The sequence below is a fragment of the Dellaglioa carnosa genome (assembly GCF_026948345.1).
Classification (GTDB): domain Bacteria; phylum Bacillota; class Bacilli; order Lactobacillales; family Lactobacillaceae; genus Dellaglioa; species Dellaglioa algida.
This window is the reverse complement of sequence record NZ_JANXLI010000006.1, coordinates 1-20,946: the sequence shown is the minus strand read 5'-3', so window position 1 is coordinate 20,946 and position 20,946 is coordinate 1. Positions and strand designations below refer to the sequence as shown.

Here is a 20,946-nt window from a genome sequence, read left to right as displayed (position 1 = left end):
AAATTTGTTAATTAAAGAAGTTGCAGTCGAAAATTTTACCGATATTCCGAAACAATTTGCGGCCGGGGCTAATCGCTTCGAGCTTTGCGATAATCTTGCCGTTGGCGGAACAACCGTCAGCAAAGGTGTTATGTCGGAAACGATGCGTTACGCTCAAGACAATCAGGTTCCTGTTATGGCAATGATTCGACCTCGCGGTGGAAATTTTGTTTATAATGATACCGAATTAAAAATTATGGAAGCTGATTTATTTCAGGCTCAACAACTTGGGGTTGATGGTGTTGTCTTCGGCGCTTTAGACACCGACAATCTATTAGATACAGATGCTATGGAATTTTTAATTGCCGCAAGTGGTGGCATGCAAATCACTTTCCATATGGCCTTTGACGAAATTCCAAGCGATGCACAACTTGATGCATTGGCTTGGTTGGCAGAACACGATATCGATCGTGTTCTAACACACGGTGGATCACTTGATAAACCAATTGAGGAAACACTACCGCATCTTCAAGAAATTATTGATTGGTCAAATGGACTCATTAAAATTGTTCCCGGCGGTGGTATCACCGCTGACAATGTTGATACAATTGCGGCTAAATTAAATGTTAAAGAACTTCATGGTACAAAAATCGTTTTAAAGTAACTTGCTAAAAAGGCCTGAACACTTCCAAGACAGAAGTGTTCAGGCCTTTTTAGTATATTTATTTTTTTATTTAACGACCTATTTATTAACTTCTAAAAAATTTAAAAAGTCATAAATAACACAGTTTTTATTCAAAATAAGTTATAGTAATATAATTTATTTTTATAAATTTATCATTGATAGCGCTTTCTTAATGTGTTATATTGATTGCAAAGGAGGTCTTGATATGCTTTATATAATTGGCTTTATTTTCATATTAATCGCTATCTGGCAACTATTTATGACCTGGCAAACTTTCACGAAACTTAAAAAGGGAGGTACCAAAGATACATCATCCTTTATCATGTTAGCCTTATCAAATAGTCTATTGTTTGCCGTTATTTTCTTTGGTATTGGAGCAGGGTGTCTTTTTTTTAATGGCTATTTCTAAAAAATCTCACGCCAAACTATTTTTCACTCTTAAATACAATACAAAAGGCTCTAACCACTGAGTGATTAGAGCCTTTTGTATTGTATTAACTTGTAATAAAAAACTTTAAAAATACTTGTGCAATACTGAAATAAATGAGTACAGATGTTAAATCACTTAACGTTGAAATGAAAGGACCTGATGCAACTGCCGGATCAACACCTATTTTATCCATCAAAATAGGAATAAAACTCCCCGCCAAATTGGCTACAGTTATTGCACTCATCATTGCGAGTCCGATAACCATTCCTAATACAAAGTTATCTTTCCAAATACCAACAATAAGAGTAACTGCAATTCCCGTTACAACACCAATAACTAACCCCGTAAACACTTCACTAATAATTAGTCTAACGACGCTTTGTTCTGTATCATCTTTAACAGCTAACCGTCGAACGGCAACGGCCAAACTTTGTGTTCCGGCATTACCAGCTGTCCCGGTAATCAAAGAAATAAAGACGGCCAAAATACTTGCTTCACTTAGTAGTCCTTCAAAATGACTAACCAAACTTGCCGTCGACATCCCCAAAAATAGTAGCGTGATCAACCAAGGTAACCGTTTTGACGCCGCTTTAAATGGATTCTCGGTTTGTTCTTCGGTATCAACACCGGCCAAACCAGAGTAATCTTCAGCCGATTCTTCATCAATAACATCAATAATATCATCAACTGTGATTACGCCAATTAATTGTTCATCGTAATTTGTAACTGGCATCGCCAAAAAATTATAATCACGAATCATTTTAGCAACATCTTCTTGGTCATCATCCGCTTTTACAGACATAACCGGCGTAGTCATGATATCGCCAATTAATGCATCTTCATCACTCATCAATAAGTTTCGTAACGTCACAATTCCGAGTAACCGTTTATCATTATTAACAACATAATCATAATAGATTGTTTCTGCATTTTCTGCTTCTTCTCTTAAAACCTGCATGGCAGACCTAACTGTTTGGCTAGAAACAATTGAAGCAAAATCAGTCGACATAATAGCACCAGCCGTTTTATCTTCGTAATGAAGCAATGATTTTATTTCATTGGCTTTATCTTTATCTATCAGCCCTAGGTACTTAGCTAATTTATGCTTATCAAGTTGTCCTAACAAATCAACTTCATTATCGGTATACATATTGTCCAATAATTCGGCAACATATTTTAGCGACATTTCATCAAAATATTTAACGACCTCTTCAGGATCATCTTCAATGGCATCGAATGTATCACTCAATTCCTTAGGTGTTAAGTATTGATAGACTCTTTGTCTTTGCTCTTTATCAAGCGTTGTAAATATTTCAGCTTGTTCATAAACATGTAAATCTGTAAATTCATTATGGAAATTATATCGTTGCTTTTTATCCAACGAGTCGATAATTTCTTCAGTTTTTATTTGGTTATATTTTTCTGTATCTGCCATGCGAAGTGCCTCATTTATTTTTATTTATGAATTTCTGCATATCTGTTGCGATGGGACTTTGGACATTTACCATTCTGTGGGTAAACGGTTGGTAAAATTCAATCTCGCTGCAATGTAGTGCCTGCCGTTCCATTGGCATATCGACGTGGCCGCCATACAATGTATCCCCAACCAAGGGATGTCCCGTAGATGCGAAATGAACCCGAATTTGGTGTGTTCTACCCGTATGTAATTGAATTCTATACTGGCTAATATTCTGTACGGACCGCTCCAACCAGTATTCCGTTGAGGCTGCTTGACTACCTTCTCCATGCCCTACTTGTCGCTTAATAAACGATTCAGGATCACGTTGAATAGGCGCGTCAATGAGTCCATGACTGTCTGTAAGCTGACCTTCAACAAAGGCTGTGTAGAACTTATTAATTTGATGATTTTGTAATTGCTGATCCAGTAGCGCATGGGCAAACCGATGCTTAGCAAACAAAACGAGTCCGCTTGTATCACGATCAAGGCGCGTCGCAATATGCGGAACAAATTCGTTCAAATGTCGATTATTATAATAACCTGCGACACGATTAATCAGGGTATCTTCTGGATGCAGGAACGAAGGGATTGATGCAACATGTGCGGGTTTATTAAGAATTAAAAAATCACGATCCTCGAACGCAATATCAATCGGAACAAATGATTTTTTTAACTCATTTTTATTTTTTTCAGCTGGCAGTACGATACTTACCTTATCATTTTGTTGAATAAAATCTATTGCCCATTGCTCATTGTCATTAACTAGGAGCCGTCCACCGCGATATTTAAGGGTTGCTAAAAGTCGCCTAGATACCCCCTCGCTCTTCAAAAAAGTTTTCACTTTTTGAGGTGATGTCCCCGTATATTGCCAATCAATCTTCATAATCACTGCCAATAAATGCTTCATTCACGCGTTTCCAAAAATCATTATGTCGGTATTTTGCAAAACAGATTCGTTCCTTTGCTACCCGGTATTTAATCATCTTAATTTGCTTATTATGATAAATCTCCTGGTCAACGCTAAAAATAAAATCACCACTTTGCGTTGGTTTAAGTGTTATCCAATCATTTGAAGCCACAATCACGGGTGAACTCAACGTTCGAAACACTCGATTATTAATAGACGCAATTTCTGCCATTTGCAATGACTCAAGGCCAGGGTGGATAACTGCACCACCAACGGATTTATTGTATGCCGTTGACCCTGTTGGCGTTGAAATACATAACCCATCCCCACGAAACTTTTCAAATAATTGATCACCAATATAGACATCAGTTACCATTGTATTATTAATTCGTTTCAATGTTGATTCATTTAGTGCAAGAAATTTTTCGGGTTCCGCGTCATAATATTCAACTTTAACATCCAATAATGGGTAGTTAATTGATTGTTTATTGTCTGATTGTAAACTAATGACTAAATCATCAATTTCATCATCTCGCCAATCCGTATAAAATCCTAAGTGCCCCGTATGGACCCCAACAAACCTGATATTTTGAAGATTATCTTGATAGTTTCTAAATGCGGCAAGTAATGTTCCATCACCACCAACTGTAATGACAATTTCGGGATCATCATTATCAATTGGGATATGCGCGTCCACTAATTTTTGATATAGTTCCTTACTAACTTTTTGTGATTTTTTTCCATCGTTTTCAAAAATAGCAACTCTCATATGTACCCTCTTTTCCAAATATCTCTTGCTACTTACTTATCATCTTTAGGCTGATTTTTATTCAAGCCTTTACCATAAAATAAGTGTTGAGCTTCTTGAATTTCTTCTCTAATTTCAGACATTTCGGTATCTAATTTAAAAGCGGCCTCTGCTGCCCGCTCTAATCGTGCATTCAACTGACTAGGAAATTCGCCTTGGTACTTGTAGTTCAAAGAATGTTCGATAGTTGCCCAAAAATTCATGGCTAATGTTCGAATTTGAATTTCGACAAGTACATTTTTTTCACCGTTTATCATTTGTACCGGATATTTAAGTACAATATGATATGATCGATATCCGCTAGCTTTTTTATTCGTAATATAATCACGTTCTTCTACCACGGTCATGTCATTTCGAGAGCGCAATAAATCAACGACTTGATAAATATCATCGACAAACTGGCACATAATGCGAATGCCAGCAATATCTTGCATATCAGTTTCCAGTCGTTCCTCTGAAATTTGACGTCGTTCAATTTTCTCTAAAATACTATCAACTGTCTTCACACGACTCGTTACAAATTCAATTGGTGAATGTTGACCAATACCCGTAAACTGCTTTCGTAATCCACGCATTTTAATTTTCATTTCTGAAACTGCCTGTTCATAAGGTCTAAAGAAATATTTCCAGTCTTCTACCATGTCATCACTCTATTCTTTTAATCAATTTACTCATTTCATTTTAGCATAACTCAAGCGATTACATCCGATTTAGTCTCTCAATATCCATAAAATTAGAGAATAATGAGCTCATTTTTAGAAATCCTGACAATTAATAAGCGTTAATGATTGAAAAAAAAATAAAATTTGGTAAAGTAAGAATAGTTATTAAAACAGAAATGAAATCAAACCCCACACGCTCAATATATGATTTTAAATCTAATCAATTAATTGGAGGAATACTCTTGCTAGAAATCTATTTATTTGTCAACCCATTAGGCACTAAGTGTTTCAAATCTGAACAAAAAGTTTTAAATTATATTGATAATTCATCGGAAAAGGTCTCTTGTCAATTTGTCCCCATCCTAAATATGCAAATGATTAGCGATATTATGGTTGAAAAAAATCTTGATACGCATAATCTAACGCTTCGAAATGAATTAGTTACATCTCTTTATCAGGCTACCTTAGATTACAAAGCAGCCCTTTTTCAAGGTAAGAAGCTCGGTCGTGCATTTTTAATGGCCATTCAGGAGTCTCTAGTTAAAGACGATGCCTGTTATTCAGAAGCGCTCATTCAACGTGTTGTTAAGGATGTCGGCCTTAACTTTGAAATGTTTACTGAAGACAGACGTTCTGATTTAGCAAAAAAATCATTTAAAAATGATCAAAAAATTGCTAACGACATGAATGTTACGGAACATCCCACGATTGTGATCAATAACATTGATGGTCTTGACTGTGGTATATCATTTCCAGATGTTGATCTTCTTAATCTATCAAAGATTTGCGCCGGCGATTTTAATTGTCAAGAAGTCTTACAACAAACTGATTTTACTACTGCCAACAACCCACAAAATCAATTATACGTTTTATAAAATAAAAGATACGCTCGTAACCTTATTATTAAGATTACGAGCGTATTTTTTATTTTGCCAGTATTTCAGGTAATAATGCTTCTAATTCATTCAATCTTATTTCAAAAACAGAAAAAGCATTATCTAAATATTCCGATTTTGTCATATCAACGCCTGCTTTTTTCATGACATCAATTGGAAAATCTGAGCTCCCCGCTTTTAGATAAGTTAAATAATGATCTAGCGCATCTTTTTTACCACTCGTTATCCCTTCAGATAACGTTGTTGCCGCAGCAAACCCTGTTGCGTATTGATAAACGTAATAATTATAGTAGAAATGCGGAATCCTTGACCATTCCATAGCAATCTCTGGATCACGTTCTAAACTATCACCATAATATTTCTGATTTAAATCGGCGTAGTAACTAGATAATTTATCAGCCGTTAACGGATTTCCAGCAGCATCTTCCTCGTGAATCCAATGTTCAAATTCAGCAAATTGCGTTTGACGGAAAACCGTTCCCTTAAAACCATCTAAATAATAATTAAGTAAGAACGCTCTTACTTTAGGATCCGTTTGCGTTTTTAATAAATAATGAGTTAACGTGTTTTCATTAGTTGTTGAAGCAATCTCTGCCAAAAAGATTGGGTAATCACCATATAAATAAGGTTGATTATGATGTGTATAGTAGCTGTGAACACTGTGACCCATTTCATGCACAAGTGTGTACAAATTATTCACGTTATTCTGCCAATTTAATAACATATAAGGGGCCGTGTCATACATGCCAGATGAATAAGCGCCACTTCGTTTCCCTTGGTTTTCAACAACGTCAATCCAACGTTCATCAAACGCTTCTTGAACATGACCCAAGTAATCAGGACCCATCTCGTGCAACGCTTTTAGAGCTTCGTCTTTTGCTTCATCATAAGTGTAACTTAATGCCGGTTCGCCGGTCATTGGTGTATACAGATCATATGAATGTAGTTTTTCAACATTTAATATTTTCTTTCGTAAGGTAACATAACGATGTAACAAAGGTAAATGTTTATTTACTTGCTCCACCAACGTATTATAAACAATTTCCGGAATTTGATTATTTGATAATGAAGCATCCCGAGCATTCTCGTAATGTCTAATTTGCGCACTATAATTATGCACTTTTACATGACTTGACAGCGTAGAAGCTAATGTATTCTGGAATTGTCCGTAGACCTCATAAAGTTTTTTAAAGGCTTGCTCCCTCACGCTTCTGTCTGTTGACTCCAAAAGAATACCGTAGATACCTTGCGATAATTGGACATCATCCCCGTGTTCATCTTGGACTACCGGAAATTTTAAATCCGCATTATTTAAAATTTCAAATGTTTTAGATGACGCGCCAAAGATATCGCTTGCTCCGGCCAACAATGTCTCTTCTGCATGAGAAAGAACATGTGCCTTTTCCATTAACAAACTATCAAAAAAATGTTGATAACTTTTTAACTCTTGATTATTAGCAATAAATTGATCCAAAGTCGCCTTTGGCATCGCAATAATTTCAGGTTCCAACCAAGAAATAGCCGCCGAAACTTTGGCCGCCAATGATCCAGCCCTGGCATTCAAAGCCTGATATGTTGGATTCTCGGTATCTTGATCATTTTTTAAATTAGCATATACATAAACCTTTTCGAGCATTCGTTCAAGGTCAAAAATAGATTTCAGTCCAGTCAAGAGCGCTGAATCATCTTGACTTAATGTTCCTTGGAGGTTCGAGATCGTCAACACAGATTTTTCGATTTTTTTAAAATCTTCTTCGAATAATGCGTCTGACTGATATACTTTTTTGACATCCCACGTTAATTTTTCTGGTACTTCTTCACGTTTTGGTAATTGTTTAGCCGTTGTCATAAAATCCCTCCAAATATCATTTATTTACTCCTATAAGATAACATATTTTTAATCAAACTATTCAGTAAATGCACAAGATTAACGTAACTTTTCTTTTTTTAACGCTGCGTCGTTGGCCCATTCAATTTTATGACATATCTGATAATTTTCTGTCGTATCAATTGGTATTAAAACTCGATATTTAATCAAACTTTTTATGCAAGCATCATTAACTTGTTTCCGACCCAATCGATTAACAAATGGTAATTCAAAAAAATTTTTAGTTATTTTTTGGTGTTTCATAAACATTACTTCAATCTCACTTCTAGTTATGCTATTCGCTGTCATTTTTTGTAATTCCAGAATGACCCGAATTCTCCAAAAAATATCTTCATGTTGATAAATAGGTGGTAACCGCACCTCGCTCAAACAGCATAACGGAAATCCCATAAAAAGCTGGCGTCGTTCATAACAATAATCTATTTGATTTTTTAAATACCGATTGAAATAATGACAATTTTTCTCTAATTTTGTTAGCTGCCCCGCAAGTTCAACCCGTGTTAAAGCTAAAACTTCATTCCTAGAATTCATCTTAACAAATAACATTACGGCCGTTGCATCAGCAAATATCCTCGTTCGATATCTTAATCCATACAAATTTTCAAAACAAATCTCGTACTTTAATATTAGACATTGAGTTTCCGCATCAAGATAAACCAAGAAATAACCAATATTTTTATGAAAGTTTATAAACATAGCTTGCTGCTGCGTTAATCTTTGACCCAGCATATGTCGTTTACCTATTATCCAAAAAATTCTATACCCGTGTTCTTTATACCCTTTGGTTCTTTTACAAAAAGAGTCGAGCGATAAAGGACTACATTGATACTCTACAACTAATTGGCTATTCCTTAAATTAATTAAAACGTCCGGTCTTTGCTTTATCTCCGGTAGGTATTCTTCAATTTTAGCCTGCTTATGCCTTTTCTCCGCCCATAATTTTATTAATTTTTTACCTATTACGTGTGCGTCAGTCTCACCTTCTGAAAAATAATGACATGTTTTTTTGTAGTGCGCAAAATGGGCTTGCTTGTGAGGCCCATTTTTGAAAGTAACGCGCTCTTTGCATCCAGGACAAAAATAGTTATACCCTCGCTTGAAGTCCGTCGCGCAAACTAGCTCTTCATGGTGTTCCATTTTTGCATATATCATTTAACTGCTCCTTATCACAATTAAAATACGCAAAAAAATAAACAAACTAACCATAAAAGGTTAATTTGTTTATTTGAAGTATTTTCTTGCTTCAGAAAGTGCATCATCTGACATGATCTTTTTTCCACGTTCTTCCATAAAAGACCCAGTTGAAGGCACAACCTGTGCATACTCCAACGCGACAGCAATATCGTTTTCGATTGTCTCTTTTGTTGTGTTATCTTTATCAAAAATTAATTCTAAAAAATATTTATCTTGAAGCTTAAATAAGTTACTTTGCGTACTCGTTGGTCTAAAAATTTTGGCAAGTTGAATGAAATCTTCAAAGTCTCCAAATTCAAACATTCTTGTCTGAGCCGCTTTTTGATAGCCCGTTCCTTTGATTGAGTTCTGCAATTCGCCATCAGCGTCTTCTAGCTCAGATAGTCTATCCTTTATGAAACTACCTAAATCATCTTCCTCTGACAAGTCAGAGATATTTATTTCTTTAGGGTTTTGAACATCTTCTGGCTTACCACGACTAATAAACAACTCCAACCCGTCTCGATTAGGTAAAACTTGGAACGTCACTGCTTCATTATTTTCAAATTCATGTTCTGTATCTACTTCGCGTAAAATACTATAAAAGAAATCTTCAATTTGAGTTCTATTTCCCAATAAATCTAAAACGGTAATGCCTCTTTTAGACAAATCTTCATCTTCTACTAAGACTCGAATCGTATTTTCATTTATTTTTTCCATTTTCATTGCTTATCACCCATCTTTCTGACAACCATCTTAATTTTAGCTAATATTCATTATTTGTAAAGGAATTCAGCCTAAATAAAAAAATTCAGGAATACTTACCCCTGAATTTTAACATGCTGCCCTAGTAAAGGCTAATATTCTAACGTTTTTTTATTTTAACTTAATTAAAATCCAGCAAGTAATTGTGCTTTTTGTAATTCTAAAGCTCGCACATCTCTTGGCAAGAAACGACGAATTTCATCTTCATTGTAGCCAACTTGTAGACGTTTTTCATCCAAAATAATTGGACGACGTAATAAGCCGGGATTCTCTTGAATTAATGAAAATAATTGTTGAAGTGGTAGATCGTCTAAGTCCATATCTAATTCTTGGTAGACTTTTGATCGTTTTGAAATAACTTCTTCTGTTCCATTTTCAGTCATTTGCAAAATTGTTTTAATTTCATCAATGTTGAGAGGCTCAGAAAAAATGTTACGTTCTTGGAATGGGATATTATTTTCCTTAAGCCATGCACGTGCTTTTCGACATGATGTACAACTTGGTGAAGTGTATAAGGTTACCATATGCTCTCTCTCCTTTTAATAAAAAAAATTATCAATTACCATAAACATATTGTAACTTATTATCCGGTGAATTACTATCATTTTATTAAAAAAATTTACTAATTAATTCAATTCATAATAATACTTATTTTAAAATTATGTTCATTTTCTTGTTTATATTTTACATTAACAAATTTTATGTTTTTTATGTTTTTATGTCGTTATCATAAATATTTTATAGTTATTATTATTTAAGAAAATATAATATACATTTTTTTAAATAATTAATCACGTGTTATGATTCATTTAAGCTTACTAAAAGTACGTAAAGTCGGCTTAAAACGTACATTCCTGCCAATTCACTTTTTTTATTAATATAAAAAAAAAAATACATATTGTTAAATTATTTTAACAATATGTATTCGATTACAAAATTACATTTAAATATTTTTTTGCGAGTAAAACGGTAACATCCTCGCCGGCCTCTAGCTCCGCTTGCTGCTTTAATAATTCATGTGACCCTTTTGCCGGTAAATGGGTCAATAGCAACCTTTTAACATGATTAACCCGTGCAAATTTCCCGGATTCTCCAGCCGTCATATGCCATTTTTTTCCAACTTTATCATTAAAGAAATTTGTATCAGTCATCAATAAATCTGCATTCTGGCTAATTGTGTTTAATTTCTCATCGTAGGCGGTATCTGCCGTAAAAACGAATATCTTACCTGTTGCACGCTCCGTGATTTTCATAGCATAAGCGGGTACTGGATGAATGGTTTCTATAAATTCAAAAATAAACGGACCTACCTCAACAACTTCTCCATTTGTATAACCGATTCCCACCGTAGCATCTGCCCAAGTTAGCTTACCAAATGCCTCTTGATCGATCTTAGGTCCATAAATAGGCAAGGCCTCTGAGACTTCATCCCCGTTAATCTGCCAATCATACTGTAGAACACCAACATCTGCAATATGATCTTGGTGATAATGCGATAACACAACTGCGTCTAAGTTCAATGGGTTTAATTTCTGCTCTAAACTAAGCATAGCACCACTCCCACAATCCAATAATAAATTAAATCCGTTACTTTGAATCAAATAAGAACTAGTTCCAATCTCATGTGCTGGGTACCCGCCATAAAATCCTAAAATTGTCAACTTCATTTTTAATTATCCTTCCCTTTGCTTTTGCGTCTCGTATGCCATTTTTTTGGACTATACTTAATGATGAATTAAAGAAAATTGGAGATGTATCTTTGTTAAATCGTATAAATACAGCGCTAGGCGCAGAATATTTTTTGAAATCTATTGTCAGAAATAACTCATCACGATCTTTTATTATGCTAAGTCCCATTGTTAAGTATAATAATTCATACCTGCTGGACATATCCGATGATAATTCTATTTTCTATTCTGGATTAGACTTCCGTGTTAGGTATCATGTAGGTGCAGATTCCTGGCAAGGATTCTACCATTTTAAGTATATTACATTAAGCGACGAAGAGAGCAAGGTATACTTGGCTCAGGTCCAAAGCTTCATCGGTAAACAAAAGAATCCTAACGGAATGGTTGCTTATTATACCTTACAATCGTTGTCTAAAGGTTACAATTACGTTTTTTTAACCATCTGGAAACAACAATCTGACTTTGCCAATTGGCGTAAAAGTTCAGATTACGAACAACTGAAGTATTACGAAAGTGAATTTCAAGTTACCCCTGTGGACGCATTGTACACAGTTAATGAATTCACAAATATTAAAGGTTAAGTGACTTTTTTAAGTGCTTAACCTTTTTTAGTTCCTATTATTAATAATTCGGTTCAAAACATGCGCAGTAATCAAAAATAACCCATAGTACATCGCATAGAAGGTTCCCCAGAAAAACATAATGACATTGATATTTGGTAAATCAAACAAAGCAACATAAATATTAAAAGTGAACAACGCTTCAATTGACCCTAAAATAACTGGAATTAAAAATAATACTGCTGTCTGTTGGTAAACGATACGTCGAATCTCCTTATTAGTTACGCCTAAACTCTGCATCAACGAATAAGTTTTTTGATTTTGTCTAAGGTCTACCATTTGTTGTAACATCATAATACTGCAAGTTGCGACTACCAAGATAATACTGATAAAACAAGTTACATACATAAAGAAGCCCGTTAATTGAGTGACATTTTTCGCAACTTGTTTCCTAACGCCAACATTCTGGTAATGGTAACGAGACTTGGATTGAGCCGAAAAATTATAACGTGTATTTTCCAGAGTAGTTCCAGTTAACTGCAAATAGGTTTGTTCTTTTGCCTGATCATCCAGCTTATGTCCAAAATCATTTTCGCTTTGTGCAAATGCTTGATACTTTTTAATATCAATAGCTATTAGATTATATCGCGCATCGCTTTTGACGCCGTTATATACCTTGTCATCAACAATCATCAAATTTTTAACATAATGGGTTTCACCATATGGAAAGATACTCTGATATTTTTGTATTTTTAACTGATTCAATGATTCTTGATCAAAATGAATTAACTGTTTTTCGCCGTCAATTTGATATCTCGCTAGCTTATGTAAAATCATTATTGACTCATTTGACTTAATTTTAATGGGTTCTAATCCATCTTGAATCCTACGAGCACGATTGTAATCAGATTCTGACATAATTGTTATCGGGGTAATTTTTGGTTTACTGCTATTTTTTTGATTTAATTGAACGCTCGTCCGCATTGGTATAATTTTAAAATGTCCGGTAACCTGCTGCTTTATCTCTAACTGATTTTCTTTTAACACTTTTTTAACGGTTGCCAAATGATAATCATCCGTTATGAAGTGAGCCGGTGCAACCTGATCAATCGTCTTTTGCGCATATGAATATAATGTAGCCATCCCAATAAACGCAGACAATGAAAACATAATTAACAAGGTCATCAAGCTCAACATCACCGCATTTTGTCTCAGATTACCTTTTAAATTAGAAAAAGCGAGTAATCTTCCCCCTCGATACATAAAATGGTGCCACTTTTGCATCAATCTTAACAGAATAGGTATCAAACAGTAGAAAAACAAAAGGGTTCCTAAAATGATCATTGCCGCAATCATAACAATAACCAACAAATAATCATTTCTACGTAGCCAAATATTAAAAATAGGTCCGAGCTCTTCAAAATTAACTGCCAAATATAAAGGAATCCCGATTAGAAAGAGGCTAATAATGGCTAAAAGACGTTTAACTGATCCAAAATGCTCATTATTAACGCCATCATTGTGTGTAAATAATGAAATTAACTGTTTGCGGTAAATAATACTCGAATTAATAACCGACATCATCAAAAAAATGACATTAAAGATTAGTACTGTACTAATTAAACTCCGCCAAGATACGATAATATTTGTATCCGCCGTAATCACCATAGCCCTCAGTAAAATCATTGCAAATAATTTAGAGAAAAGTGCACCAACGGCTAAACCTATCATCAATGCGATATTACCCAGAATTAAATTTTCAACGAATAACATCGCGGCAATCTGGCTCTTCTTAACTCCTAGAAGATGATAAACGGCAATTTCTTTTTCTCGTCGTTTAGCCACAAAAAGATTGGTGTACATCATAAAACAAGCAATGAAAATTAAAATTAAGAGACTACTAATTTGTAGCGTCACAGATATTGGTAATTCTACGCGTGAATTTTGCGTTAATTCTTTATTAAAAGACATTGATAAAAAGGAAAAATATACTGTAACCGCAATTGAGCTTGCTATCACATAAATTAAATAATCCCAAAAGCTTCGTCGAACACTTTTTAAAACGATATTTGCCAATGGTTTCATTGTTCTCCTCCACCAATAGCGGCTTGCATATCAATTATTTTTTGGAAAAAATCTTTTCTTTGTCCGTCTCGCCTAATTTCGGCAAACACGTGTCCGTCCTTAATAAAAATGATTCTTTTACAATAACTAGCCGTAAACGCATCGTGCGTGACCATCATGAGTGTCATTTTTTGTTTTTCATTTACGTCCGTTAAATACTGTAATAACTCTGTAGCAGCTTTGGAATCTAAGCTACCAGTTGGTTCATCCGCAAATAACATCTTAGGCTCCGTTATGATGGCTCGACCGACTGCCGCCCTTTGTTGTTGCCCTATTGAAACTTCATTCGGGAACCGTTCCAAAATGGTATTTAAATTTAAGACGTTTGCAATATTAGCAAGTTTTTCCTCAATTGTTTCCACATTCAATTTATCCAAAGCCAGTGGTAAAATAATATTTTCTCGAATTGTTAAAGAATTCAGTAAATTAAAATCTTGAAAAACGAATCCTAATTTCTGACGTCTAAATTCTGATAATTTTTTTTCATCGTATTGTGTGACGTCCCGATTATCAATCTTAATGTGTCCAAAAGTAGGTTTATCGATTGTTGACATAATATTTAGTAATGTCGTTTTACCAGCACCAGAAGGTCCCATAATACCGACAAATTCCCCCGGATCAATGACAAATGAAATATTGTCAATTGCAGTTGAACGATTAAACTTCATACCATAAATTTTTTTTACGTGATCTACTTCAATGAATGCCATAATTTCATCCCTCCGTTACTCAATATTATACCTAACAACGGGACGCTTAACCTAATATTTATTTATACTGCTTGGTCATTTGAATTTATCGCTAAAAACCGGTATTGTAAGGTAAATACGTTTCTAACTTAAAGAGGTGACAATATGTTTAACATAATGATTGTAGAAGACGATAAAACAATTGCTAATATTACCGCAGATAGCTTAGCAAAATGGCGATTCAATCCCATTTTAACTAATGATTTTAGTAAGATTGATTTAGAATTTATTGAAAAGAAACCACATTTAGTCTTATTGGACATTAATTTGCCAGATTTTGATGGTTTTTACTGGTGTAAAAAAATCCGCGAAACATCTAATGTCCCAATCATATTTATATCAAGTCGTAATACCAATATGGATATGGTGATGGCAATGAATATGGGTGGCGATGACTTTGTCAGCAAACCCTATTCAATGGAGGTTTTAGTCGCCAAAATTTCTGCTCTATTACGTCGTACGTACAATTATGTAGAAATGGGCCCTGAGACACTTGAACATAATGGCCTCTTCTTAAATCTACAAAATGGAACTGCTAAATTCAATGATGAAATTATCGATTTATCAAAAAACGAGTATCAATTACTTCAATATTTAATGCGTCAGACAGGTAAGATTGTCAGTCGTGAAAAATTACTTCGTGAACTTTGGGAAGATGAACATTTTGTAGATGATAATACGTTAACCGTTAACATTAATCGCGTACGTAAAAAAATTGCACATGCTGGACTACCTAATTTTATTGAAACAAAGGTCGGCCAAGGCTATATCATCCCTTAGGAGGCATCCATGACATTTTTTAAGTACCTTTCTGATAAAATATTTTCAATTCTTTTCTTCATATTTGGTATTTTACTAGTCAATCTTATCCTGTGGCTAGATCCATTTCACGAGATTGTTTTATCCACTTTAACCTATATTGACGTCTTAATTATGTTAATCTCGACCGCTTTTATCACGACGCGCTACTGGTCTAGTCGTCGATGGTATCAAAAATTCAGTACGCCAATTGATGCATCAGCAACAAATTTGTCATTACCAATTACAGGTGCGCATTCCAATGAACAACAAATGTATCAAGTGTATATTAATTCATTATTGAATGGTCACCAAACACAATTAAATAACGTTTTATCAAAACAACAAGAACAAGAAGACTTTCTGAATGCATGGATTCATGATATTAAAGTCCCTTTAACTGCAATTCAATTGCTGATTGAAACATCGGATGGTAAACTGTCTGAAAAGCAAGTTATGCAAACTGAAATCGAGTTAAAGAAAATTGAGAATTTCGTTGAGCAAGTTATCTATTATTCTCGCTTGGATAGTTTTTCAAATGATTATTTAATTCAAGACTACTCGCTTAAAAAAATCGTTAACCTTGTTATTCGAGATAATATGAACTTATTTTTCTCGAAACATATTCGCTTCACTTTCAAAAATGAAGATATCTCCGTTTTAACTGACTCCAAGTGGTTACGCTTTATTTTAAATCAGATCATTACCAACTCGCTAAAATATACGCCAGAGAACGGTGAAATTTCTATTTCTTTAACTGACACCAGGAAAGAAACCACGCTATCAATTAAAGATACCGGAATAGGAATTCCAAAAGTTGATTTAGCCCGCGTTTTTGAAAAAGGCTTTACCGGGAATAACGGCCGACAATTCAACCAAAATGCTACTGGCTTAGGTCTCTACTTGGCAAATCAGCTGAGTCAAAAATTAGGTCACAAATTATCAATTGATTCTTCAGTGAACAAAGGCACCACGGTAACCATTACTTTCCCAAAACTCGCCTATTATAATGATGAAATGGGCAATATTCTTCGATAGGAGGCATTACTATGTTGTCAGAAACTGAGCTCGGTTTTACAAATGTAAAAACTATTGACCCAGATATTATCGTGGATTTAAGATATGCTACAAAAGATAACTTTACTAACCAAATTATCTATGATTTTTCAACAGCCATTGCAAGAACAGGAACCGTAAAAAAGCTTGGTATCGCTAGTAAATTACTTAGGGTACAAGGATATCGATTAAAAATTTGGGATGCCTATAGACCTGTTTCAGCTCAAGAAAAATTATTTGACGTGTATCCTGATCCTAATTTTGTTGCGAAACCAAATCCTAATTTTAGCCACCAAAAAGGCGTTACATTTGATTTAACAATCTGTGATTTAAACGGAAAAGAACTCGAAATGCAAAGTAAATTCGACGATTTTTCGGAACGGGCAGGAAGGAATTACGAACGAACGACCCAACAACAACGTAACTACGACGTGCTAAATAATGCAATGATAATGGCAGGATTCATCGGATATTCCGAAGAATGGTGGGATTACAGAGATTCCGATATGGATGCTTATACGCCCCTCGCTGCAAATCCAAATGACTATTAAAAAATGCCTTACTCCAACAATAATTCTGGAGTAAGGCATTTTTTAATTTAGGTAGAACACATACAGGCAGATTATTTCAATAATTTATCCCATAAAACAACTTCACCAGTGGATAACGATTTTTGAACATCAATAATTCTTTGATTTGAACTACCCCTGAACTGCAAAGTTAAATCTTTTTTTGGTAACTCAAATCGACCATCAACCAGAATATCAATTTTTGAAAGTAATTCAAGTTTATCATCAGATTCAAGCATTAACTCATCCCAGGTGTACCCTGTCCAAGACCAAATATCTTTTGTCCAAGCGTAGGTGTCACGAATACGATCAACTAGACTTAAACAGACCTGTGTATTAACAAAAGGCTCCCCACCTAGTAATGTCAATCCCTGACAATAATCCTCACTCAAATCCGTTATAATCTGATCTTCGAGTTCTCTGGTATAAGGCGTGCCGTATCTAAAATTTTGAGCCGCTTTATTATAGCAACCAGGACAAGCAAACAAGCAACCACTAACGTATAAACTACAACGAACACCCTCACCGTCGACAAAATTAAAAGGTTTGTACGATGCCACATATTGTTGACTTAACTCGCTTGCCATCCATTCTTTAGGTTGCGGATTTCTGGGCGTTCTAATTCTCTTTTGTCGTTCCATCATCAACCATTCCTAAACTCATATTTTTAACACGAGAGGCAATCTCTTTGTGACGACCGTGAACCATTGGACGTTGTTGTGGGTTACCTAAATACCCACACGTTCGCTTAACAACATCACACGTTTTAGGATCGTGATTTTGACATTTAGGACATTCAAATCCACGTTCAGTAGGATTAAATTCTCCATCAAAACCACATTGGTAACAGTGATCAATAGGCGTATTAGTTCCTAAATAACCAATTTTGTCGTAAGCCCAATCCCAAACGGCCTCCAAGGCTTTAGGATTTTGACGTAAATTAGGATATTCACAATAATGAATAAATCCACCAGATGCATATTTAGGATATGCCATTTCGAATGATAATTTTTCAAATGGTGTTGGATTTTTTCTAACATCATAATGAAAACTATTTGTATAATATTCTTTCGCCGTAATATCTTTAATTTCACCAAATTTTTCAGTATCCAAGGTACAAAAACGATCAGTTAATGATTCGCTCGGTGTAGAATAAACGCTAAAATGATAATCATATTCTTCGGACCAATCTGAGCAATAATCCTTAAGACGTTTTAAAATATCAACCGTAAATTTATGTGCCTCTTCATTTTTTTCCCAATCGGGACCAAAAAAGACAGTTCCTACTTCATATAATCCAATATAACCCAAGGAAATTGTTGCGCGTCGATGCAGAAACAAATCATCAACATTGCCGTCCGGCTTCAATCTCTTTCCGAAAGCCCCATGTTGATACAAAATGGGTGCATTTTCAGGTACAGCTTCCTTAACACGATTCGCCTTAAACACAAGTGCCTCTTTGCAGAGTTGGATTTTCTCCTTGAATATATCCCAGAATAAATCGATATTACCATGAGATTCCAAAGCAATTCGTGGTAAATTCACGGTGACAACGCCTAAATTCATACGACCTGAATTAACTTCATGACCGTTTTCATCTTCCCATCCTTGTAGAAAGCTGCGGCAACCCATAGGTACCTTAAAACTACCTGTAAGCTCTTTTATCTTATCGTACATTAAGATATCAGGATACATTCGTTTCGTTGCACAATCGACAGCAAGTGCCTTAATGTCATAGTTTGGATCACCAGGTTTTAGATTTAAATCTTTTTTTATTGTGAACACTAACTTTGGAAAAATTGCTGTTCGATGTTCTCGACCTAATCCTTTAATTCTAATTTTTAGAATTGCAATTTGGATTTCGCGTTCTATCCAACTTTCACCTAATCCAAATCCTAACGTGGTAAACGGCGTTTGACCCTGCGATGAAAATAGTGTATTAATCTCATACTCTAATCCCTGCATTGCATCGTATATGTCTTTACTAGTTTTAAGTTTAGCAAATGCCATTTGCTTATTTGAATCAGGAATCCATTCTTTTGCATCAATTAAATGTTTTTCATAATTTAACTGTGCAAATGGCGCCAATAACTCATCAACTCTATCTGCAGAACAACCACCATACTGACTTGAAGCAACGTTAGCAATAATTTGTGCCATTTGAGCAGTGGCCGTCTGGATCGAATGTGGACTTTCAACTTCTGCATTTCCAATTTTAAATCCATGAGTCAACATTTCTTTAAAATCGATTAAACAACAGTTAGTCATGGGACTCCATGGTGTGTAATCCAAATCATGATAATGGATTGAACCACGTAGATGTGCTTTAGCAATTGATTCCGGCATTAATTTTAGACCTAGAGTCTTACCAACAGTCCCAGCCGTCAAATCTCGTTGCGTATTGAAAACATTGCTATCTTTATTAGCATTTTCATGAATAATTGTTGAATCCTTATGTAACAATTTCTCTAACCGATCGGCAGGATCAGTTTGCTCTCTCCAACGTAGCTCATCTTGCAATCTGTATTCTTGATAATTATGTAATGCGTCGCTGTATCCTAATTCTCCATATACATCTAACACTAAATTAAACATCGTTGATGCATCTACACTATCCCGGTCAGTCAATTTTGCTAACATTAACGTTTTGAATTGTTCCCGTTCTTTAGAAGAATGCAACCTCTCTAACGTACTTCCCATAACCTTTCGCATTAAAAATTTAACTTTACGACCATCGCGTTTTACAAATATAATGGGCCCTTTTATTTTTAATATTAAATTATCATTTTTCATAAATGGACTTCCTTTTCTTTTTTCGAATAAATCTATATTACTTGATTATCCTTTACAAAACAACAATATATAGTGTGCAACAATATTTATAAGTCTATATGTCGGATTACATGATACCTGCTACCGTTGATGTTAAGCCATACAATTCAATACCATTTTTCAGACAGATATATTATAAACTTAAAAAAATCATATCTGATCTACATAGATATTCCAAAAAATGGCTTATCAATCTCTATAATACTCAAAGATATTCTTAACAAAATTAAAAAGAATAAATGACGTAAATAAAACCAACATACTGATATTTAACCGTTATCCCTATAACATATATCCGTAAATCATGATATTTACGAACCTAAAAAGGACAACAAAAGTTCAACAACCTATAATTCTCTAACAATCTCTATAATTTAGGGCACAAAAAAAGCCTACATAATAGGCTTTTAAGTTTTATAATATTCTCTATAATGCTTAATAATACCGGTGATCGGGGTCGAACCGATACTCCATTGCTGGAACTGGATTTTGAGTCCAGCGCGTCTGCCAATTCCGCCACACCGGCATAATTCGTGTAAGGCGGTAACCGGATTTGAACCGGTGATGAAGGTTTTGCAGACCTCTGCCTTACCACTTGGCTATACCGCCATATAATTGTAATAACTTATGAAATCAATTATTACTTGATATAACCCTAATAAAGGGCGACATGTGGGAATCGAACCCACGCGTGCCGGAGCCACAATCCGGTGCGTTAACCACTTCGCCAATATCGCCAAAACAAAAAATGGCAGGGGTAGTAGGAATTGAACCCACACTGACGGTTTTGGAGACCGTAGTTCTACCTTTAAACTATACCCCTGTAAAAAATGGAAGAGAGTGGATTCGAACCACCGAACCCGAAGGAGCGGATTTACAGTCCGCCGCGTTTAGCCTCTTCGCTACTCTTCCAAAATA

Annotated in this window: 20 protein-coding genes and 5 tRNA genes; 7 read left to right on the top strand and 18 right to left on the bottom strand. The window is 35.0% G+C overall.

Features of this window, described 5'->3' with window-relative positions:
* Window positions 1–4 precede the first annotated feature (4 nt).
* Window positions 5–643 (top strand): copper homeostasis protein CutC, encoded by a 639-nt coding sequence (locus tag N0K80_RS06640; protein ID WP_269024212.1) that lies wholly within the window; start codon window positions 5–7, stop codon window positions 641–643.
* 226 nt (window positions 644–869) lie between these two features.
* The gene (locus N0K80_RS06635) at window positions 870–1,073 is read left to right on the top strand and encodes a hypothetical protein (RefSeq protein WP_269024213.1); all 204 of its coding nucleotides are present in this window, start codon (window positions 870–872) and stop codon (window positions 1,071–1,073) included.
* An 85-nt stretch (window positions 1,074–1,158) separates the two neighbouring features.
* On the opposite strand, the gene mgtE is transcribed toward N0K80_RS06635, so the two are convergent.
* The 4 genes from mgtE to N0K80_RS06615 are packed head-to-tail and all read right to left on the bottom strand — an operon-like array spanning window position 1,159 to window position 4,909.
* On the bottom strand, window positions 1,159–2,529 hold the full coding sequence (mgtE, locus tag N0K80_RS06630; protein WP_146342952.1) for a magnesium transporter: 1,371 nt from the start codon (window positions 2,527–2,529) through the stop codon (window positions 1,159–1,161).
* A 10-nt stretch (window positions 2,530–2,539) separates the two neighbouring features.
* Window positions 2,540–3,460 (bottom strand): RluA family pseudouridine synthase, encoded by a 921-nt coding sequence (locus N0K80_RS06625; RefSeq protein ID WP_330166150.1) that lies wholly within the window; start codon window positions 3,458–3,460, stop codon window positions 2,540–2,542.
* A complete protein-coding gene (locus N0K80_RS06620; protein ID WP_057974538.1) occupies window positions 3,426–4,229 on the bottom strand; it encodes an NAD kinase in 804 nt (267 codons plus the stop codon). The genes N0K80_RS06625 and N0K80_RS06620 overlap by 35 nt, the downstream gene beginning before the upstream one ends.
* Window positions 4,230–4,261: 32 nt before the next feature.
* Window positions 4,262–4,909: a GTP pyrophosphokinase gene (locus N0K80_RS06615; RefSeq protein WP_146342951.1), complete on the bottom strand. Its 648-nt coding sequence runs from the start codon at window positions 4,907–4,909 to the stop codon at window positions 4,262–4,264.
* A 143-nt stretch (window positions 4,910–5,052) separates the two neighbouring features.
* Here N0K80_RS06615 and N0K80_RS06610 point away from each other — a divergent pair, with 143 nt between their 5' ends.
* Window positions 5,053–5,805 (top strand): DsbA family protein, encoded by a 753-nt coding sequence (locus tag N0K80_RS06610; protein ID WP_330166378.1) that lies wholly within the window; start codon window positions 5,053–5,055, stop codon window positions 5,803–5,805.
* 49 nt (window positions 5,806–5,854) lie between these two features.
* On the opposite strand, the gene pepF is transcribed toward N0K80_RS06610, so the two are convergent.
* The 5 genes from pepF to N0K80_RS06585 all read right to left on the bottom strand — a co-directional run bounded on the left by pepF (window position 5,855) and on the right by N0K80_RS06585 (window position 11,319).
* Window positions 5,855–7,675 carry an oligoendopeptidase F gene (gene pepF / locus N0K80_RS06605; RefSeq protein ID WP_269024214.1) on the bottom strand — a complete coding sequence of 607 codons (1,821 nt, stop codon included), beginning with the start codon at window positions 7,673–7,675 and terminating at the stop codon, window positions 5,855–5,857.
* A 78-nt stretch (window positions 7,676–7,753) separates the two neighbouring features.
* Window positions 7,754–8,866 carry a competence protein CoiA gene (locus N0K80_RS06600; protein WP_269024215.1) on the bottom strand — a complete coding sequence of 371 codons (1,113 nt, stop codon included), beginning with the start codon at window positions 8,864–8,866 and terminating at the stop codon, window positions 7,754–7,756.
* Between the two features lie 69 nt (window positions 8,867–8,935).
* Window positions 8,936–9,613 carry an adaptor protein MecA gene (locus tag N0K80_RS06595; RefSeq protein WP_146342947.1) on the bottom strand — a complete coding sequence of 226 codons (678 nt, stop codon included), beginning with the start codon at window positions 9,611–9,613 and terminating at the stop codon, window positions 8,936–8,938.
* Between the two features lie 164 nt (window positions 9,614–9,777).
* The gene (gene spxA / locus N0K80_RS06590; protein ID WP_112251480.1) at window positions 9,778–10,176 is read right to left on the bottom strand and encodes a transcriptional regulator SpxA; all 399 of its coding nucleotides are present in this window, start codon (window positions 10,174–10,176) and stop codon (window positions 9,778–9,780) included.
* Window positions 10,177–10,581: 405 nt separating this feature from the next.
* Complete coding sequence (locus tag N0K80_RS06585) at window positions 10,582–11,319, bottom strand: MBL fold metallo-hydrolase (RefSeq protein WP_269024216.1); 738 nt, start codon at window positions 11,317–11,319, stop codon at window positions 10,582–10,584.
* Between the two features lie 92 nt (window positions 11,320–11,411).
* On the opposite strand from N0K80_RS06585, the gene N0K80_RS06580 reads away from it, so the two are divergent.
* Window positions 11,412–11,921 carry an antibiotic biosynthesis monooxygenase gene (locus N0K80_RS06580; RefSeq protein ID WP_269024217.1) on the top strand — a complete coding sequence of 170 codons (510 nt, stop codon included), beginning with the start codon at window positions 11,412–11,414 and terminating at the stop codon, window positions 11,919–11,921.
* Window positions 11,922–11,948: 27 nt separating this feature from the next.
* Here the strand turns inward: N0K80_RS06580 and N0K80_RS06575 are convergent, their stop codons facing one another.
* Together N0K80_RS06575 and N0K80_RS06570 are read right to left on the bottom strand one after the other, a co-directional pair.
* A complete protein-coding gene (locus N0K80_RS06575) occupies window positions 11,949–13,985 on the bottom strand; it encodes an ABC transporter permease (RefSeq protein ID WP_269024218.1) in 2,037 nt (678 codons plus the stop codon).
* Window positions 13,982–14,737: an ABC transporter ATP-binding protein gene (locus N0K80_RS06570; RefSeq protein ID WP_284144004.1), complete on the bottom strand. Its 756-nt coding sequence runs from the start codon at window positions 14,735–14,737 to the stop codon at window positions 13,982–13,984. Before N0K80_RS06570 ends, N0K80_RS06575 begins: the two co-directional genes overlap by 4 nt.
* Window positions 14,738–14,878: 141 nt before the next feature.
* Between N0K80_RS06570 and N0K80_RS06565 the strand changes: the two genes are divergently transcribed.
* Genes N0K80_RS06565 through N0K80_RS06555 form a run of 3 tightly spaced genes read left to right on the top strand, consistent with a single transcriptional unit; the run spans window position 14,879 to window position 17,178 of the window.
* On the top strand, window positions 14,879–15,553 hold the full coding sequence (locus N0K80_RS06565; RefSeq protein ID WP_112251472.1) for a response regulator transcription factor: 675 nt from the start codon (window positions 14,879–14,881) through the stop codon (window positions 15,551–15,553).
* Between the two features lie 9 nt (window positions 15,554–15,562).
* Entirely contained in the window at window positions 15,563–16,609 is a 1,047-nt protein-coding gene (locus N0K80_RS06560; protein ID WP_269024220.1) for a sensor histidine kinase, read from the top strand.
* 14 nt (window positions 16,610–16,623) lie between these two features.
* Window positions 16,624–17,178 (top strand): M15 family metallopeptidase, encoded by a 555-nt coding sequence (locus N0K80_RS06555; RefSeq protein ID WP_407932695.1) that lies wholly within the window; start codon window positions 16,624–16,626, stop codon window positions 17,176–17,178.
* A gap of 71 nt (window positions 17,179–17,249) precedes the next feature.
* On the opposite strand, the gene nrdG is transcribed toward N0K80_RS06555, so the two are convergent.
* The 7 genes from nrdG to N0K80_RS06520 form a co-directional block, all read right to left on the bottom strand.
* A complete protein-coding gene (gene nrdG / locus N0K80_RS06550) occupies window positions 17,250–17,840 on the bottom strand; it encodes an anaerobic ribonucleoside-triphosphate reductase activating protein (protein ID WP_269008108.1) in 591 nt (196 codons plus the stop codon).
* Window positions 17,815–19,989 carry an anaerobic ribonucleoside-triphosphate reductase gene (gene nrdD, locus N0K80_RS06545; protein WP_269024222.1) on the bottom strand — a complete coding sequence of 725 codons (2,175 nt, stop codon included), beginning with the start codon at window positions 19,987–19,989 and terminating at the stop codon, window positions 17,815–17,817. The genes nrdG and nrdD overlap by 26 nt, the downstream gene beginning before the upstream one ends.
* 481 nt (window positions 19,990–20,470) lie before the next feature.
* Window positions 20,471–20,554: transfer RNA gene (locus N0K80_RS06540), tRNA-Leu, on the bottom strand.
* Between the two features lie 12 nt (window positions 20,555–20,566).
* Window positions 20,567–20,637: transfer RNA gene (locus N0K80_RS06535), tRNA-Cys, on the bottom strand.
* Between the two features lie 55 nt (window positions 20,638–20,692).
* Window positions 20,693–20,765 (bottom strand) — tRNA-His (locus N0K80_RS06530).
* Window positions 20,766–20,777: 12 nt separating this feature from the next.
* Window positions 20,778–20,851, bottom strand: a tRNA-Trp gene (locus N0K80_RS06525).
* A gap of 8 nt (window positions 20,852–20,859) precedes the next feature.
* Window positions 20,860–20,940, bottom strand: a tRNA-Tyr gene (locus N0K80_RS06520).
* Between the last annotated feature and the right edge of the window lie 6 nt (window positions 20,941–20,946).

Bases quoted from the DNA above. Each gene is read 5' to 3' on its own strand.
- mgtE (WP_146342952.1), bottom strand. From the start codon at position 2,529: ATGGCAGATACAGAAAAATATAACCAAATAAAAACTGAAGAAATTATC.
- N0K80_RS06585 (WP_269024216.1), bottom strand. From the start codon at position 11,319: ATGAAGTTGACAATTTTAGGATTTTATGGCGGGTACCCAGCACATGAG.
- nrdG (WP_269008108.1), bottom strand. From the start codon at position 17,840: ATGATGGAACGACAAAAGAGAATTAGAACGCCCAGAAATCCGCAACCT.
- N0K80_RS06600 (WP_269024215.1), bottom strand. From the start codon at position 8,866: ATGATATATGCAAAAATGGAACACCATGAAGAGCTAGTTTGCGCGACG.
- N0K80_RS06620 (WP_057974538.1), bottom strand. From the start codon at position 4,229: ATGAGAGTTGCTATTTTTGAAAACGATGGAAAAAAATCACAAAAAGTT.
- N0K80_RS06635 (WP_269024213.1), top strand. From the start codon at position 870: ATGCTTTATATAATTGGCTTTATTTTCATATTAATCGCTATCTGGCAA.
- N0K80_RS06625 (WP_330166150.1), bottom strand. From the start codon at position 3,460: ATGAAGCATTTATTGGCAGTGATTATGAAGATTGATTGGCAATATACG.
- N0K80_RS06595 (WP_146342947.1), bottom strand. From the start codon at position 9,613: ATGAAAATGGAAAAAATAAATGAAAATACGATTCGAGTCTTAGTAGAA.
- nrdD (WP_269024222.1), bottom strand. From the start codon at position 19,989: ATGAAAAATGATAATTTAATATTAAAAATAAAAGGGCCCATTATATTT.
- spxA (WP_112251480.1), bottom strand. From the start codon at position 10,176: ATGGTAACCTTATACACTTCACCAAGTTGTACATCATGTCGAAAAGCA.
- N0K80_RS06560 (WP_269024220.1), top strand. From the start codon at position 15,563: ATGACATTTTTTAAGTACCTTTCTGATAAAATATTTTCAATTCTTTTC.
- N0K80_RS06565 (WP_112251472.1), top strand. From the start codon at position 14,879: ATGTTTAACATAATGATTGTAGAAGACGATAAAACAATTGCTAATATT.
- pepF (WP_269024214.1), bottom strand. From the start codon at position 7,675: ATGACAACGGCTAAACAATTACCAAAACGTGAAGAAGTACCAGAAAAA.
- N0K80_RS06615 (WP_146342951.1), bottom strand. From the start codon at position 4,909: ATGGTAGAAGACTGGAAATATTTCTTTAGACCTTATGAACAGGCAGTT.
- N0K80_RS06610 (WP_330166378.1), top strand. From the start codon at position 5,053: ATGATTGAAAAAAAAATAAAATTTGGTAAAGTAAGAATAGTTATTAAA.
- N0K80_RS06575 (WP_269024218.1), bottom strand. From the start codon at position 13,985: ATGAAACCATTGGCAAATATCGTTTTAAAAAGTGTTCGACGAAGCTTT.